The sequence below is a fragment of the Rhodoblastus sp. genome (assembly GCF_052145335.1).
Lineage (GTDB): Bacteria > Pseudomonadota > Alphaproteobacteria > Rhizobiales > Beijerinckiaceae > Rhodoblastus.
Window position 1 is genome coordinate 1 of the sequence record NZ_JBKQOU010000226.1, and the last position, 14,624, is coordinate 14,624.

The following is a 14,624-nucleotide window of genomic DNA, read 5'->3' on the forward strand; positions in this document are numbered from 1 at the left end:
GGCGCGTTCGATCTGGATTGAAATCCAATTGCCGCCACAAGGAAGCGTTAGGAACATCGCTCTCGTGTAGGCCCGATCAATTCCTTGGATAAATGCGAGGCATTTATCAGCCCTATGGATTGGCCAAACGCGCCCATAAACTTGCTGAAGGACTGAACATGAAAAGCGGCATGGCTTTATTTTTCGGACTCATGCTCTTCGTGACCGCCAGCGGCAGTTCGCAAGCGCAAAAAGTTCAGCCGCCAGAAAAAAAGGCGTCCTCTAAACTCGACGATTCCAAAGCTTCGCCCGCGACGCTCGACCCGCAAATCGCTATTCAAATGGCAGACGATTATTTCAATGCTGCTCGGGTCATGACTGCGGATTTCGTACAGGTGGGCGCCGACGGTCGACGTTCCGAGGGAAAACTTTACATTTCCAAACCTGGACGTTTGCGTTTTGAATATGCACTTCCGGCAACAATGGAAATCATCGCCGATGGTACATCGGTCGCCATTCGTGACCGTAAACTGCAAACTCAACAGATCTATTTCATCGGCCAAACGCCATTAAAATTCCTTCTCAAGGAGCAACTCAGTCTGAAGCGAGATGTCAAAATAATCGATGTCGTTTCTGATGCCAGGTCCACAACTATTACTTTGGAGGATTCCGCGACGTTTGGCGGAACATCGAAAATAAAAATAAATTTTGACAATAAAGATTTTAGCCTGAAACAATGGGAAGTGACCGACCCCCAAGGCTATCAAACCCTGGTGACCCTGCATAATATAGACTTGAAGTCTGTTCCGAATGTCGGCTTGTTTCGAATTCCAAGCGATAGCATCTGGCCATCGCAAAACTGATCGAGACCGAGTCAGAGCGGTTTTCCACTTGCGGCACGGCTAGCCCTATGATCAAAAGCATCGGAGCAAAAACGACTGCGGGCGAGGGGGCGGTGCGGTGCAAATCAAGATTACAACCTGGAATATTAATTCCGTCCGGCTACGCCTTCCCTTGATTGCTGATTTCGTAAATGAATATCAACCGGATGTTCTTTGTTTACAGGAGACAAAATGTCGAGACAGCGAATTCCCAAGTTCTGACATTCGCAAACTTGGCTATGAATATTGCGCGATCAACGGTCAGAAAGGCTATCATGGCGTCGCCATCGTTTCACGGTTGCCGCTGGATCAAATTGAACGGATAGAATTTTGCGAAAAAGGGGATGCGCGGCATATCGCCGCCTCGTTTAAGGTCGATGGTCGCCCCATTCGGCTGCATAATTTCTATGTCCCTGCGGGTGGCGATGAAGCGGACCCGGTAAAAAACCCAAAATTCGCACATAAGCTATCTTTTCTCGACCAAATGCATAACCTGAGCCGGCAAGAAGTTTTTACGGAAGCGGATACGATGTTGGTCGGCGATTTCAATATCGCACCCCATGAGCACGACGTCTGGAATCATAAGGCCTTGTTGCAAGTCGTCAGTCACACTAGGGTCGAAACTGAAAAGCTGAACCTGATTTTGAATGATGGTCGATGGGTCGACGCCTTACGACAATTTACGCCTCTAGAGGATAAACTATATACGTGGTGGAGCTATCGTGCTCCGGACTGGGCCAAGGCGGACAAGGGACGGAGACTGGATCATATCTGGACGTCGCGATCGCTGGCCCCCGCTCTGCTGGGGACTGAAATTCTTCGGGACGCGCGCGGATGGGAGCGCCCCTCCGATCACGTTCCGGTAAGTCTGATTTTAGAGATTTGACATCGCCGGCTCGTGGATCACCCAGGAAAGCGCCGATTTCAAAGAGGTTGTTAGTCCAAAAAGGCTCTCCGCATCCTGTTCAGCTCGGCCACGAAATCCTCCAACTCGCGTCCTAAAGCGCGCCTCAAGCGCTGAGCGCTCACTGGCGATTCTTCTAGGGCCCGAATAAAAAGCGAACGAGAAATGACGAGCAGCGTCGAGTTTTGTCGCGCGATCGCCGTGACAGCATGTTTCGTCGGGACAAGCAGCGCCAATTCTCCTAACAGCACGCCTGAACCTGCGACTTTTCCTGCAATGTCCGGACTTACCGATGAATCAAGAGCGATGGCGCCCGAAACGATGACATATCCGCCGTCGGACGAATCCCCTTGTCGAAAAAGCACATCGCCCGGCCTCAGTCGTTGAGTCTTGGACGCAAAAGCAATAAGCCGCAGCGCCTCCGGTTCGAGTTCCCCAAAAATTGGCTGAGCAGACAGGACTTGGATATCGCTTTCTAAAGACATTTGGTCACCTACAAAGACTATCAGCTTCTCGTGCACCAAGATGCTTAGGCGGCTCGTCGCATGCTATCGAAAACTAGGGATTATCAGCATCAGAGTGCGAGGCGATACCCGCCAGCATCCGTGATCAATAGCTGCGCATTGGCAGGATCGGTTTCAATTTTTTGTCGAAGGCGGTAAATGTGCGTTTCCAACGTATGTGTAGTGACATTTGCATTGTAACCCCAGACCTCGCGCAATAATTCATCCCGCGAAATCACAGTGCCTTTCGCCCTATTGAGGTATTGCAGGATCGCCGTCTCTTTCTCGGTCAATCGTAATTTTTCTCCTCCGGATGCGGTCAATAATTTCGCACTTGGGTAAAAAAGATAAGTGCCTATTTGAAATGTTGCATCTTCACTCAGTTCGTATTGGCGCAGATGAGCGCGAATTCGCGCCAACAAGACCGCGAAGCGGAAAGGCTTATTAACATAATCATTTGCTCCGGAATCAAAGCCGGATACAATATCGACTTCCGAGTCATGACCGGTGAGCAAAATTATGGGCTTGTGGAATCCTTCATTTCGCAACTTTTTGACGGCTTCTCGCCCATCCCCATCGGGCAGACCAACATCCATGATAATCAAATCGATATTTTGAACTCGCACTGCGGCCAAAGCCTCGGCGACATTTGCAGCTTCCAGTGTGCAAAACTCGTGCTGAATCCCTAGTTGTTCGACTAGCGAAAGGCGCAGAAGATCATCGTCATCTACAACTAGAATCCGGCGGGCTTGCAACATGAACGATCCTGTGACCGGAGCGAATAACAATCAAGAGGGCGAACGCAGGTGAAAAGACTCTACCCGCATTTGATCTCAAGGGAATTTACGCGTTCGGAGAATTTTCGTCAAAAGCTTGGAGTGTTGCAGAATCGCGGCCCCATTTTCTATTCACGGGTCGCCGTCCGATCCCTGCCATATTTGATTGGACGCCCTCGCCTTGCTCTTCTTGCGATGGGGCCTCACCGTTTTTTTTGCGCCATTGGTCGAAACGGTATCGGACCCAAACGTCATGAAGGCGACGGCATTACGCCTATCGGGCGGTTTTTGGTTATCGATTGGTTGAGACGCGCTGACGTCTGGACAGTGTCCCGACTCGACAGTCACACGATCAAACGAAAGGACGGTTGGTGCGATGATCCAAAATCTCTTTGCTACAACCGACAAGTCGTTCTTCCATTTCGAGCAAGGACGGAAGCTTTATGGCGCGACGACCGCGTTTATGACCTCGTTGGCTTGTTGAATTTCAACTGGCGTCCGCGCATTCTCGGACGGGGTAGCGCGATCTTTCTTCATATTGCTCATTCCGATTATCGAGCGACGGCCGGATGCGTCGCAGTATCGCGATGCGACATGCAAAAAGCGCAATGGCTTTGGCAGCGTCGTCTTCAAATTGATATCGGCGGCTTTTCGGTTCGATCTCGGACCCCGAAAATGGCCGAACCAACTCGCACTTGAGTCGCTCCCAACTGGATCGCCAGGTCGAAATCTTCACTCATGCCCATCGACAACAGGCTCAAACCGAAATCTGACGAAAGTCGACGCATCAATGCAAAATGAGGCGAAACCAATTGGTCGACAGGTGGAATGCACATCAGCCCTTCGATATGTAAGCCGGCTGACAGCCGGCAATACGCCAAGAGATCAGAAAGCTCGGACGGCGCCACTCCCGACTTTTGCGGTTCCTCACCGGTATTGACTTGGACTAACAGGCGGGGATTTTTGCCACTAGAGCGCATTGCCTGAGCAATCGCCTCCGCGATTTTGGGACGATCTATCGTTTCTATGACATCGAATAAGTCGACCGCCTCGGCGGCCTTGTTCGACTGCAATGGGCCGATCAGGTGCAATTCAATATCGTGATATTTGCGGCGAAGCTCTATCCATTTTTGACGCGCCTCCTGGACGCGATTTTCACCGAAAACTCTTTCCCCAGAAGCAAGTAATGGCTGAATTGCTTCGGCATCAAATCCTTTTGAAACACAGACAAGCTCGACGTCGGCTTCAAGCCGGCCGCAGTCGCGGCATGCGCGGGTCATGTGAGCCCGCACATTGGCTAAAGCTTCAAGGGTCTGATCCAGATGAGGAATTGGCGTCAAAAGGGTCATCGCTCCGATTTTTTGAAAGTGGCTTGGTTAGTTGGCAGAGTTGCACGATATGGCGCAATTTCAAAACTGCCCCCGGAAGACTGCATCGTCTGCGTGCGAAAGCTTGGGAGGGAGATTTACGACAATCACCTGTGCACGCCATTTAGCATTCTTGCGAAAGAGCAAAACAATTGACCGTCGAGCCGAAATGATGCTCATTGCAGCAAATTCCAAAAGTCGTGCGAGAAGCGGAATCCCGATGAGATCTGAGCGCTACAACGCCCACGAAGCCGAGCAGAAATGGCAAAAAATATGGGAAGAACGGAAAACATTCCTCACCGGAAACGATGATCCTCGACCGAAATATTATGTCCTCGAAATGTTTCCCTATCCTTCCGGCCGGATTCATATGGGACATGTGCGCAATTACGCCATGGGCGACGTCGTCGCTCGCGCCATGCGAGCGAGAGGCTATAATGTGTTGCATCCCATGGGCTGGGACGCCTTTGGAATGCCCGCAGAGAACGCCGCTCGCTTGAACGGCTCTCATCCTGCGACCTGGACCTACGCTAATATTGGGACAATGCGCAAGCAATTGCAAAGCATGGGGCTATCTATTGACTGGTCCCGTGAAATCGCGACTTGCGATCCGAGCTACTACAAGCACCAGCAGCTGCTGTTTTTGGACATGCTGGAAAGAGGCCTTGTCTATCGAAAGAAGGCCAAGGTCAATTGGGACCCGGTCGATCAAACCGTTTTGGCCAATGAACAAGTCATCGATGGGCGCGGCTGGAGGTCGAACGCCCTTGTCGAACAACGCGAACTGACCCAGTGGTTCTTCAAAATTACGGAATTTGCAGACGACCTCCTGCAGTCGCTCGAAGGCTTGGAGCGCTGGCCGGAAAAAGTCCGGCTGATGCAAAAAAACTGGATTGGACGCTCCGAAGGCGCTTTAGTGCGCTTCGTCCTGGCGCAACCGGCGCCGGCCTCGGAGGTCAAAGTCTACACAACGCGGCCAGATACTCTTTTCGGCGCCAAATTCATCGCCCTGTCCCCTGATCACCCCCTCGCCAGCCTTCTCGCCGAGAACGACGCCCAGCTTCGAACCTTTATCCAGGAGTGCCGGAGCATCGGCACTTCCGTCGCTGCGCTCGAAACGGCTGAAAAGAAAGGCTATGATACGGGTCTGAAGGTCGAGCATCCTTTCGATTCGAGTTGGTCCCTGCCAGTTTATGTCGCCAATTTTGTTCTCATGGACTATGGAACCGGCGCCATTTTTGGTTGTCCCGCGCATGACCAGCGCGACTTTGATTTCGCTCGCGCTTACGGTCTGGGCCATACCATCGTCGTCTGCCCGGAGGGCGTTGATCCCGCTCAATTCACTCTCGACCGCGCCGCCTATGTCGGTGACGGGCATATGATCAATTCGCGCTTCCTCGACGGCTTGACCCCGGAGGCAGCCACCCAACAAGTGATTCTCAGGCTCGAAAGAGACCTCGTTGACGGTGCGCCAAGAGGCCAACGTCAGGTGAATTTCAAATTGCGCGACTGGGGAATTTCTCGTCAGCGTTACTGGGGATGCCCGATCCCGATCATCCATTGCGAAGGCTGCGGCGTCGTTACCGCTCCGACCGACAGTTTGCCCATTGTCTTGCCCCCAGACGTCTCATTTGACCTGCCCGGAAACCCACTCGATCGTCATCCGAATTGGAAAATAGTCGATTGTCCAAAATGTGGACGGGTGGCTCGACGCGAAACGGACACGATGGATACGTTCGTCGATTCATCTTGGTATTTCGCGCGTTTTACCGATCCGAACAATGAGCTCGAGCCGACGACACGCGCTGTTGTCGACCATTGGCTGCCCGTCGATCAATATATTGGCGGCATTGAGCATGCGATTTTGCATTTGCTTTATTCGAGGTTTTTCACGCGGGCGATGAAAGCCACAGGTCATGTTGGTCTGAACGAACCATTCGCAGGACTGTTCACCCAAGGAATGGTCGTGCACGAAACCTATCGTTCCGCAGGCGGCGCCTGGCTTTCACCGACGGAGATACGGCTCGATCAGGATGGTTCGCAGCGCCAAGCTTTTGCGCTTGACGATGGTCGTCCAGTCGAAATCGGCAGCATCGAAAAGATGTCGAAATCGAAACGCAACACCATCGATCCCGACGACATTATCGCTACTTACGGAGCCGATACGGCCCGCTGGTTCATGCTTTCCGATTCGCCGCCGGACCGAGACGTCATTTGGACGGAGGAGGGGGTGCAAGGTGCGGCAAAATTTGTTCAGCGCGTTTGGCGTCTGATCGGCGACATCGCGGATTTTAGTCATGGTTCAGCGGACGTATCTTCTTTCGGCGAGGCCGCTCAAAACGTTCGTAAATCCGCGCATTCGGCACTTCTCAAGGTCGAAGAAGATCTTGCACGCCTCCGCTTCAACCGCTGTGTCGCACAAGTTTACGATCTAGCGAATCAGCTTACGAGCCATCTCGCGAACGTCGAAAGCGAGACATCCACGGATGATTTGCGTTTCGCGTTCCGCGAAGCCGGAAGAATTTTGACCCATCTCTTCGCGCCCATGATGCCCCATCTAGGAGAAGAATGCTGGGCGCTTCTGGGCGGCGAAATTCCCATCGCCGAATCGCCATTGCCAATTGCTGATCGTTCTCTTGTCATCGCTAACGTGTTATCCCTTCCTGTGCAGGTGAATGGAAAGAAACGCGCCGACTTGACTATCGCCCGGGACGCCAGCCAGACCGATATCGAGACTGCTGTGCTGGAATTGGAAGCCATCCAACGCGCCCTAAATGGTAAAAAGCCGAAAAAAATTATCGTCGTGTCGCAGAGGATCGTCAATGTCGTCATCTAACACGAAGCCGTTGCCAAGCGTTGTTCGGACGATCTTCGCAGGCGCTAAGGTAGCGGGACTGACCCTTTGCCTGACTGGATGCATTCAGCCCTTGTACGGGACAGCTTCCGATGGCCATTCCATTGCCGCGGAGATGCAGGCAGTCAAGATTGAACCAATTCCAGAACGGCTTGGACATTATGTTGAAAATGAGCTGATCTTTGCATTCAACGGAACTGGTTCGTCACCGCCGCCAAAATATCGACTGATCGTCACTTTGCGCGAGCGTCTGGCGACTCCCGTGGTCAACACTTTCACCGGACACGCTGAAGCGGGAGACGTTAATGTCGACGCTCAATACAGACTTTTGCCGATAGCAGGCGACGGTCAACCGATAGCATCCGGAAACGTAACTCAATTTGTCGTATATGATCGCTCGACCCAGCGGTTATCGAATGTCCGCGCGGCACGCGACGCCGAAATTCGCAATGCGAAAACCCTGGCGGATCAAATTCGGACTCGAATCGCCGCGGCATTGGCGACTCGCGGCTAAGTATGGCCACCGTTTCGTATTCTGACGCGGATCGTTATATTCTACATCCGAGCCGCGAACATTTTCTAATTCTTATTTTTGGCTCGGACCGAGGCCTTGTGTTCGAAAGATCCCGGATGCTGGCTCGCTCAGCACGCGGCGGCGGCCGTGAGTCTCTTCAATTGGTCGATTTCGTGGGGGACTTGATTGCCTCCGATCCCATGGCCCTGGTTGATGAGGCAAATGCGATCAGCTTATTTGGGGGCGCCGGTCGCGTGATCCGCATTGCGGTCGGCAATAAGTCTCTTTTACCCGCACTTGAGTTGATAGCCCAGGCGCCGCCGGTAGACTGTCTCATCCTTCTCGAAGCAGATGAATTGAAGCGCGATGCGCCATTGCGAAAGTGGATCGAAAGTAAATCATTTGCAGCTTCAATAGAGTGCCGCAGCGATGACGCCAAAGATATTCAACGCTTGATCGATACTGAGCTTAAAATTGCAAATATTTCCATTGATCCCGACGCCCGAGATGCTCTCGGCGCGATGCTTGGCGAAGATCGGCTATCAACTCGCTCGGAGCTCAATAAGCTCATCCTTTACGCCCATGGAAAACCTTCGATTACCCTCGAGCATATTAACGAAATTTTGCACGACGCTTCCGCGCTAAATATAGACGCTGTGATTACCGCAATATTTTCTGGCCGCCCAACTGAAACGATCGAGCTAGCAAACAAGGCCCTGTCGAGCGGCGTCGACACAAACGTGCTGGTCACAAACACCTTGCGATATGCAATGGCCTTACATCGTGGACGAGCCGAAATTGACAGAGGAGCGCTGTTCGACGATACGCTTCAAACAATGCTTCGCCAGTTCAGCGCCTACAATCGAAAGTCTGAGGTCTCAGCGCATTTACGAAATGCTCCGTGCGGCAAACTCGAGACGATCACCACGGCGTTGCATGACATCATAAAGAGTACTCGAAAAAACAACTATCTTACTGACGAACGCGTAATCAGACTTTTTTTGGCGTTTGCATTATCGCTAAAGCGTAGCTGAACTATATCCGCGGCGCCAGTTCCTCACCCAGCCCCGCTGTATGCAGAGAAGTCAACCCTGAAGGCGCTTGCACAAAAGATCGAGCTGCTCAAGAGACTTATAGCGTATTTGAACGTCCCCGTTTTCGCCACGATGCGTGATTTTCACCGCGAGTCCGAGCAAGTCCGTAAGAAGTTTTTCAAGCGCTCGCGTGTCTGGATCTTTTTCAATCTCCACCTTGGATTTTGATTTACTGTCCGCAGGTGCTCGCTCTTGCACCAGTCGCTCGACATCCCGAACCGACAGGCCCTCGTCGACGATTTGGCGAGCGATTTTTTCCGGATGCTCAACCGACAACAAGGCTCGAGCATGCCCGGCCGAAATGCTGCCTTCTACGACATATTTCTTGGCTTCATCAGGCAGTTTTAAGAGACGAAGCGTGTTTGCAACGTGACTGCGGCTTTTGCCAATAACTTTGGCGAGATCGGTATGAGAGTAAGAAAACTCTGATGTCAGCCGCTCGTAGCCCACCGCTTCCTCGATAGCATTCAAATCCGAACGCTGCACATTCTCGATGATTGCGAATTCGAGAGACTGCCGATCATCGGCCTGGATTACGACAATTGGAACCTCGTGCAACCCGACGCGTTGAGCAGCGCGCCAGCGACGCTCCCCTGCAATAATTTCATAGACATTGCTCATTCCTGCAAGATGGCGAACCAGAATGGGCTGAATGATACCGCATTCACGGATCGATTCCGCCAGTTCCTGCAACTCAACTTCATCGAATCCCTTGCGCGGATTCCGAGGATTAGGCCGAAGAAACTCAATCGGCGCCCTCAACTGCGTGGGAGCCTCAGAATCCGGCTCAAGGGACGGCGTGTCGCCTATCAACATCGCCAAACCACGGCCCAATCGAGTACGCGCCTCTTCCGCCATCACCAAACCTCTTCGATTTCAACCGTTCACCCAACCCGAGTTCCAGGGAGGCCGCACACCCCTGCCTGCTCCAACACAACCCGAATTCGACACGCAAAATTTCAAACCTAATTTTGACAACCTTGCCACAATGTACCGCGCGGCGCGCCCGCAGGCCCCTCACGCAGCCCGAAGACTTCTCTCTCGCTGAATTACCTCTGACGCCAGCTTTAGATAAGCCTGGGATCCGTTGCACTTGAGATCATAGAGCAAAACAGGCTTCCCATAGGACGGGGCCTCGGAAACGCGCACATTTCGCGGGATCACCGTCTCGTAGACTTTGTCGCCGAGAAATGCGCGAACATCCGCCACCACCTGGCTAGCCAAGTTATTGCGCGAGTCGAACATTGTCAGGACGACACCATGAATAGTCAACCCGGGGTTCAAGCTACGCTTGACCTGCTCCACCGTCGACAAAAGCTGCGACAGCCCCTCAAGTGCGAAAAATTCGCATTGCAGCGGGACAAGCACACTATCACTTGCGGCAAGAGCATTAATCGTCAAAAGATTGAGAGATGGCGGGCAATCAACGAGCACATAAGTTATACGCTCTCCATTTGGGAGAACGTTGCGGCCAGCCATTGACCGCAAAGCATTTCGGAGCCGGTAGTTACGATCTTTTTGGTCAGCTATGGCCAATTCGACTCCCAAAAGATCCAACGTCGAGGGCGCCACATAAAGGCGAGGGACGGCAGTCGGCTGAATTGCCGCATCGAGAGCACGCTCGCCGGTCATGACCTCGAACGTCGACACCTTCCTGTGCTTTCGATCTATTCCCAATCCAGTAGAGGCATTTCCCTGTGGGTCGAGATCGATTATCAAAACCGTTTCCCCGATCGCCGCAAGCGCTGTACCGAGATTAATCGCAGTAGTCGTCTTTCCTACGCCGCCCTTTTGGTTAGCAAGCACAAGAACACGCATCTGGTCGGGATTTTCCATTTGAATACCCTTAAACGGAATTCGTTTGAGAGCTATGCCCCCGAACGACGACAATTTTTGCGTCGACGTCGGTTCGGCTATCGATGAAACTCAGGTTCAAGCTACCGTCGCTTGCCGAGGTGGTCAATTCTCCAGGCAGACCTTTCCCCTTTAAAAACAACCCAATCCCTCCTTTTTCAATTATGGGCCGGGAATAGCCGAGCAAAACCTCCAGAGGAGCGAGCGCCCTTGCCGACACAACTTGGAATTGGATTGCGTAAATTAATTCCGGTAAAACCTTCTCGATTCGATCGACATGAATTTTCACATTAGCCCCTGTTTCACGTGAAACTTCTCGAAGGAAAGCGGCTTTTCTCTTGTCAGATTCGACCAGATGTACCGTTTTTTGCTCATTGCCAGCCGCAATCGCTATGACCATGCCGGGAAAACCGCCACCCGATCCTAAATCAACCCAATTTCGCCAATGACCCGCCAGCGGCAAAAGTTGCAGCGAATCCTCAAAATGGCGAGCCCAAAGGTCGTCAATTGTCGACCGGCCAACGAGGTTGATTTTATCTTGCCACCTTTTTAACAGGCTCGCATAGATCATCAGACGTCGCTGACGTTCATCATCAGGCCCTGTCGCGGCCATCGCCATTAATTCCCTCGCGCCGAAGAGATCGGAACTCCAAAGTTTTTTTGGTCCAAGCGAGGATAAGCGTCAGCGCAGCAGGTGTAATCCCTTCAATACGACCAGCTTGGCCTAAACTTTCTGGCATCGCTTGTTTAAGCTTGGTGCGAACTTCGTTCGAAAGACCCGGTATGAGATCATAATTGAAATCCAAGCCGAGTCGAACTCCCTCATCGCGCTTGAGAGTCGATACAGCCAAAGTTTGCCGCTGCATATAGACTGAGTATTTTGCATCAATTTCAACCTGGTCAATGATGCCCGTTTCGTAATTCACCAACTCAGGCCAAATTCTGGTCAGGTCTCGAAAGCGAACCCCGGGATAAGACAAAATCGTATAGGCGGAACGTCGCACACCATCTCTATTGATTGGAATGCCGTGATTTTCCGCTTCTCCAGGAGCTATATTCAGCTCCCACAGCCTTTCTGTCAGTTGGTTCAACTGTTGTAATCGATCACGGAAGAGCCTCAGGCGCCCCGGCCCGATACAGCCCAGGGACTCGCCTCGCGGCGTCAACCTAATGTCGGCGTTATCGCAACGCAAAGAAAGCCGGAATTCCGCACGTGAGGTGAACATCCGATAGGGCTCGGAAACCCCATGTGTGACGAGATCGTCGATCATCACGCCGAGGTAGGCCTCGGTCCGATCAAATGAAACCTCCGGCCGGCCCCCCAAATAAGCGGCGGCATTTAGCCCGGCGATTAAACCTTGCGCTGCAGCCTCTTCGTATCCGGTTGTCCCGTTAATCTGACCGGCGAGGAAAAACCCCGGTAGTCTCTTAAGCTCCAACGTGGATTTTAGCTGACGCGGGTCGACGAAGTCGTATTCGACGGCATAGCCTGGCCGCAATATTTTTACCTGCTCCAAGCCAGGAATGGTGCGCAAAAACTCCTCTTGGACGTCGACGGGCAATGAGGTTGAAATGCCGTTTGGATAGATGGTGTCATCATCCAAACCTTCCGGCTCAAGAAAGATTTGATGACTGTCCCTATCGCCAAAGCGAACCACCTTGTCCTCGATCGAAGGACAATAGCGCGGACCCCGCCCAGAAATCTGTCCAGAATAGATTGGCGCACGCTGGATATTTCGTAAAATGACGTCATGACCAGTGCGCGTCGTATGGGTGATGGCGCAGGCAACCTGCCGATTGGCCACGCCTTCTGTGAACGCCGAAAAGAAGGTGGGGTCTGAATCGCCATATTGATGCGGCAGCCCCTCCCAATCTATCGACTTTTTTGAAAGGCGCGCCGGCGTCCCAGTCTTCAATCGCCCGAGGCTAAGGCCAAGGTCCGTGAGTTGTTCGCTCAAATGCAGAGCCGGACCGTCGCCAATTCTCCCTGCTGCATGGCTATCAGGCCCAATATGGACGACGCCGTTCAAAAAAGTGCCGCTTGTGAGAACGACCGCCTTAGCGATCAAGCTGGACTTATCGCTCAGCCACAAACGAAATCCACCCCTCGAACCCATGTGCTCGAAGCCTACCGCTCCACCTTCTAAAATCGTTAAATTTTCAGTCGATTTTAAAAGCTCTTGCATCCCGCGTTTATACAGCTTCCTATCCGCTTGGACTCGCGGACCCCGAACCGCAGGCCCCTTCGACCGATTCAAAAGCCGAAACTGGATTCCAGCGAAATCCGCAGCACGTCCCATCAGCCCGTCCAGAGCATCAATCTCTCGGACCAGATGTCCTTTTCCCAAGCCGCCGATCGCAGGATTGCAGGACATTTCCCCTACGGTGGAAATCTTGTGGGTCAGCAACGCCGTCCGAGCACCGCAGCGAGCGGCAGCGCTCGACGCCTCGCAACCTGCATGACCGCCCCCGATCACGACGACGTCAAAGTGATTTCCGCGCGCATCCATTTGGAATCCGATTATTTTCCAATACAGAAACGGGAAAATAGTTGGTCAAGCACATTCTCGACCCCCACTTTTCCCATCAAGCTCTCAAGCGAGAAACATGCTCGCCGCAATTCCTCCGCAACTACTTCCAGCGGAGCATTTTCGTCAAGCGAAGCCAGGAGCGCCTCATGAGCCATTTGGATGGCAAACCGTTGGCGCTCATTCGCAACAATTAATGATCCATCGACGGACATATTTTCATTGGCGTACTCCTGGAGTCGCACAATGAGATTTTCGATATTCAATCCCGTTCGCGCCGATATTTTAAACTTCCTGGCCGCCGAAGAAACGTCTTCCGGCGCCTTTTCGTTACGACACACGGCTTCCGCTGTTTCCGCTTGTTGGTCGACCTTCGTTAAGATATGCCAAATCGTCCGGTCAGCGAACTGTTCGGGCGGAAACAGGGTAGGCTCTGTCAGCGGCGTAAGCCAAAGAATGAGGTCGGCAGCCTCGCTCTTTCTGAGCGCACGATTGATTCCCTCCTGCTCGATTGGATCATCGCTCTTCTGAATGCCTGCCGTATCAATCAGATTCACTGGAAAGCCGCCAAGGTCAAGCTTTACCTCGATCAAGTCGCGTGTCGTTCCCGCCCGCTCCGAGACGATGGCCACTTCCCGCTTGGCGATCGCGTTTAACAACGTGGACTTTCCCGCATTTGGCGGGCCGGCGATCAAGACCGTCAATCCTTCCCGCAAGCGCTCAGTCTTGCCGTTGCCTGCTGTCAGAGGCGCTAGCGTTTTCAATATTTCCTGAACGATCGTTCTGAATTCCGAAGCCGACGACTGCTGCGCTTCAGACTCATCTGAAAAGTCCAACTCGCCCTCGATCAGCACGAGAGCATCGATTAATTGCTCACGCCACCATTTAGCGGCTTCTTGGAGATTTCCGGAGGTCTGAAGGATAGCAAAGGCCCGCTGCCGTTCGGTTTCTGCTTCGATTAAATCACCTAGCGCCTCTATCGCTATCAAATCCGATTTGCCGTTTTCGAGACTGCGACGAGCGAATTCGCCAGGTCTGGCCGGCCGGAAGTCCTCCAACTCCCCCAGCGTACGCAAGATCGCGGCGACGACGGAGCGAGCGCCATGTACCTGCAGCTCCGCGCTATCCTCACCTGTGAAACTGTTTGGCGCCGGGAACCAAAGTACGATGCCATGATCGAGTATTGCGCTTGTGCGAGGCTCCATGATTCTGGCAAAGGTCGCATGCCGCGGCGGGGGCAAACGACCGACTAAAGATTCTATTGCCCGTGGGGAATTCGGACCGGAAATGCGAATGACCGCGATTGCCGCCTTGCCATATCCCGTCGCCAAAGCAAAAATGGTGTGGCGATCATCCAGGCCATAGGCCAT

Annotated in this window: 14 protein-coding genes; 6 read left to right on the plus strand and 8 right to left on the minus strand. The window is 52.7% G+C overall.

Going from position 1 to position 14,624, the window contains the following annotated elements:
- The first annotated feature begins 92 nt into the window (after positions 1-92).
- Complete coding sequence (locus ACLP2E_RS14495) at positions 93-842, plus strand: outer-membrane lipoprotein carrier protein LolA (protein ID WP_442466336.1); 750 nt, start codon at positions 93-95, stop codon at positions 840-842.
- Between the two features lie 97 nt (positions 843-939).
- Positions 940-1,746: an exodeoxyribonuclease III gene (xth, locus tag ACLP2E_RS14500; RefSeq protein ID WP_442466337.1), complete on the plus strand. Its 807-nt coding sequence runs from the start codon at positions 940-942 to the stop codon at positions 1,744-1,746.
- 50 nt (positions 1,747-1,796) lie between these two features.
- Here the strand turns inward: xth and ACLP2E_RS14505 are convergent, their stop codons facing one another.
- Complete coding sequence (locus tag ACLP2E_RS14505; protein WP_442466338.1) at positions 1,797-2,249, minus strand: cyclic nucleotide-binding domain-containing protein; 453 nt, start codon at positions 2,247-2,249, stop codon at positions 1,797-1,799.
- 89 nt (positions 2,250-2,338) lie between these two features.
- Entirely contained in the window at positions 2,339-3,022 is a 684-nt protein-coding gene (locus tag ACLP2E_RS14510) for a response regulator transcription factor (protein WP_442466359.1), read from the minus strand.
- 216 nt (positions 3,023-3,238) lie between these two features.
- On the opposite strand from ACLP2E_RS14510, the gene ACLP2E_RS14515 reads away from it, so the two are divergent.
- Positions 3,239-3,742, plus strand: coding sequence for a L,D-transpeptidase family protein (locus tag ACLP2E_RS14515; protein ID WP_442466360.1), 504 nt, complete (start codon positions 3,239-3,241; stop codon positions 3,740-3,742).
- Here the strand turns inward: ACLP2E_RS14515 and ACLP2E_RS14520 are convergent.
- A complete protein-coding gene (locus tag ACLP2E_RS14520; protein ID WP_442466339.1) occupies positions 3,673-4,392 on the minus strand; it encodes a YggS family pyridoxal phosphate-dependent enzyme in 720 nt (239 codons plus the stop codon). The two genes, ACLP2E_RS14515 and ACLP2E_RS14520, sit on opposite strands and share 70 nt — an antisense overlap.
- 238 nt (positions 4,393-4,630) lie before the next feature.
- Here ACLP2E_RS14520 and leuS point away from each other — a divergent pair, with 238 nt between their 5' ends.
- From leuS to holA, 3 genes are all read left to right on the plus strand, one after another.
- The gene (leuS, locus tag ACLP2E_RS14525) at positions 4,631-7,246 is read left to right on the plus strand and encodes a leucine--tRNA ligase (RefSeq protein WP_442466361.1); all 2,616 of its coding nucleotides are present in this window, start codon (positions 4,631-4,633) and stop codon (positions 7,244-7,246) included.
- 91 nt (positions 7,247-7,337) lie between these two features.
- Positions 7,338-7,778: an LPS assembly lipoprotein LptE gene (gene lptE, locus ACLP2E_RS14530; RefSeq protein WP_442466340.1), complete on the plus strand. Its 441-nt coding sequence runs from the start codon at positions 7,338-7,340 to the stop codon at positions 7,776-7,778.
- Between the two features lie 2 nt (positions 7,779-7,780).
- Entirely contained in the window at positions 7,781-8,812 is a 1,032-nt protein-coding gene (holA, locus tag ACLP2E_RS14535) for a DNA polymerase III subunit delta (RefSeq protein ID WP_442466341.1), read from the plus strand.
- 51 nt (positions 8,813-8,863) lie between these two features.
- Here holA and ACLP2E_RS14540 read toward each other — a convergent pair whose 3' ends face one another.
- The 5 genes from ACLP2E_RS14540 to mnmE form a co-directional block, all read right to left on the minus strand.
- Positions 8,864-9,730, minus strand: coding sequence for a ParB/RepB/Spo0J family partition protein (locus ACLP2E_RS14540; protein WP_442466342.1), 867 nt, complete (start codon positions 9,728-9,730; stop codon positions 8,864-8,866).
- 159 nt (positions 9,731-9,889) lie between these two features.
- Positions 9,890-10,708, minus strand: coding sequence for a ParA family protein (locus tag ACLP2E_RS14545; protein WP_442466343.1), 819 nt, complete (start codon positions 10,706-10,708; stop codon positions 9,890-9,892).
- Between the two features lie 10 nt (positions 10,709-10,718).
- Positions 10,719-11,345: a 16S rRNA (guanine(527)-N(7))-methyltransferase RsmG gene (gene rsmG, locus ACLP2E_RS14550; RefSeq protein ID WP_442466344.1), complete on the minus strand. Its 627-nt coding sequence runs from the start codon at positions 11,343-11,345 to the stop codon at positions 10,719-10,721.
- Positions 11,320-13,236: a tRNA uridine-5-carboxymethylaminomethyl(34) synthesis enzyme MnmG gene (gene mnmG, locus ACLP2E_RS14555; protein ID WP_442466345.1), complete on the minus strand. Its 1,917-nt coding sequence runs from the start codon at positions 13,234-13,236 to the stop codon at positions 11,320-11,322. The genes rsmG and mnmG overlap by 26 nt, the downstream gene beginning before the upstream one ends.
- Positions 13,237-13,247: 11 nt before the next feature.
- The gene (mnmE, locus tag ACLP2E_RS14560; RefSeq protein ID WP_442466346.1) at positions 13,248-14,624 is read right to left on the minus strand and encodes a tRNA uridine-5-carboxymethylaminomethyl(34) synthesis GTPase MnmE; all 1,377 of its coding nucleotides are present in this window, start codon (positions 14,622-14,624) and stop codon (positions 13,248-13,250) included.

What these genes read in the sequence shown, in the direction of transcription:
- holA (WP_442466341.1), top strand. Translation starts at nt 7,781, where the DNA reads ATGGCCACCGTTTCGTATTCTGACGCGGATCGTTATATTCTACATCCG.
- ACLP2E_RS14545 (WP_442466343.1), bottom strand. Translation starts at nt 10,708, where the DNA reads ATGGAAAATCCCGACCAGATGCGTGTTCTTGTGCTTGCTAACCAAAAG.
- mnmE (WP_442466346.1), bottom strand. Translation starts at nt 14,624, where the DNA reads ATGGCCTATGGCCTGGATGATCGCCACACCATTTTTGCTTTGGCGACG.
- ACLP2E_RS14495 (WP_442466336.1), top strand. Translation starts at nt 93, where the DNA reads ATGCGAGGCATTTATCAGCCCTATGGATTGGCCAAACGCGCCCATAAA.
- ACLP2E_RS14540 (WP_442466342.1), bottom strand. Translation starts at nt 9,730, where the DNA reads ATGGCGGAAGAGGCGCGTACTCGATTGGGCCGTGGTTTGGCGATGTTG.
- rsmG (WP_442466344.1), bottom strand. Translation starts at nt 11,345, where the DNA reads ATGGCGATGGCCGCGACAGGGCCTGATGATGAACGTCAGCGACGTCTG.
- leuS (WP_442466361.1), top strand. Translation starts at nt 4,631, where the DNA reads ATGAGATCTGAGCGCTACAACGCCCACGAAGCCGAGCAGAAATGGCAA.
- ACLP2E_RS14515 (WP_442466360.1), top strand. Translation starts at nt 3,239, where the DNA reads ATGGGGCCTCACCGTTTTTTTTGCGCCATTGGTCGAAACGGTATCGGA.
- ACLP2E_RS14505 (WP_442466338.1), bottom strand. Translation starts at nt 2,249, where the DNA reads ATGTCTTTAGAAAGCGATATCCAAGTCCTGTCTGCTCAGCCAATTTTT.
- ACLP2E_RS14520 (WP_442466339.1), bottom strand. Translation starts at nt 4,392, where the DNA reads ATGACCCTTTTGACGCCAATTCCTCATCTGGATCAGACCCTTGAAGCT.
- mnmG (WP_442466345.1), bottom strand. Translation starts at nt 13,236, where the DNA reads ATGGATGCGCGCGGAAATCACTTTGACGTCGTCGTGATCGGGGGCGGT.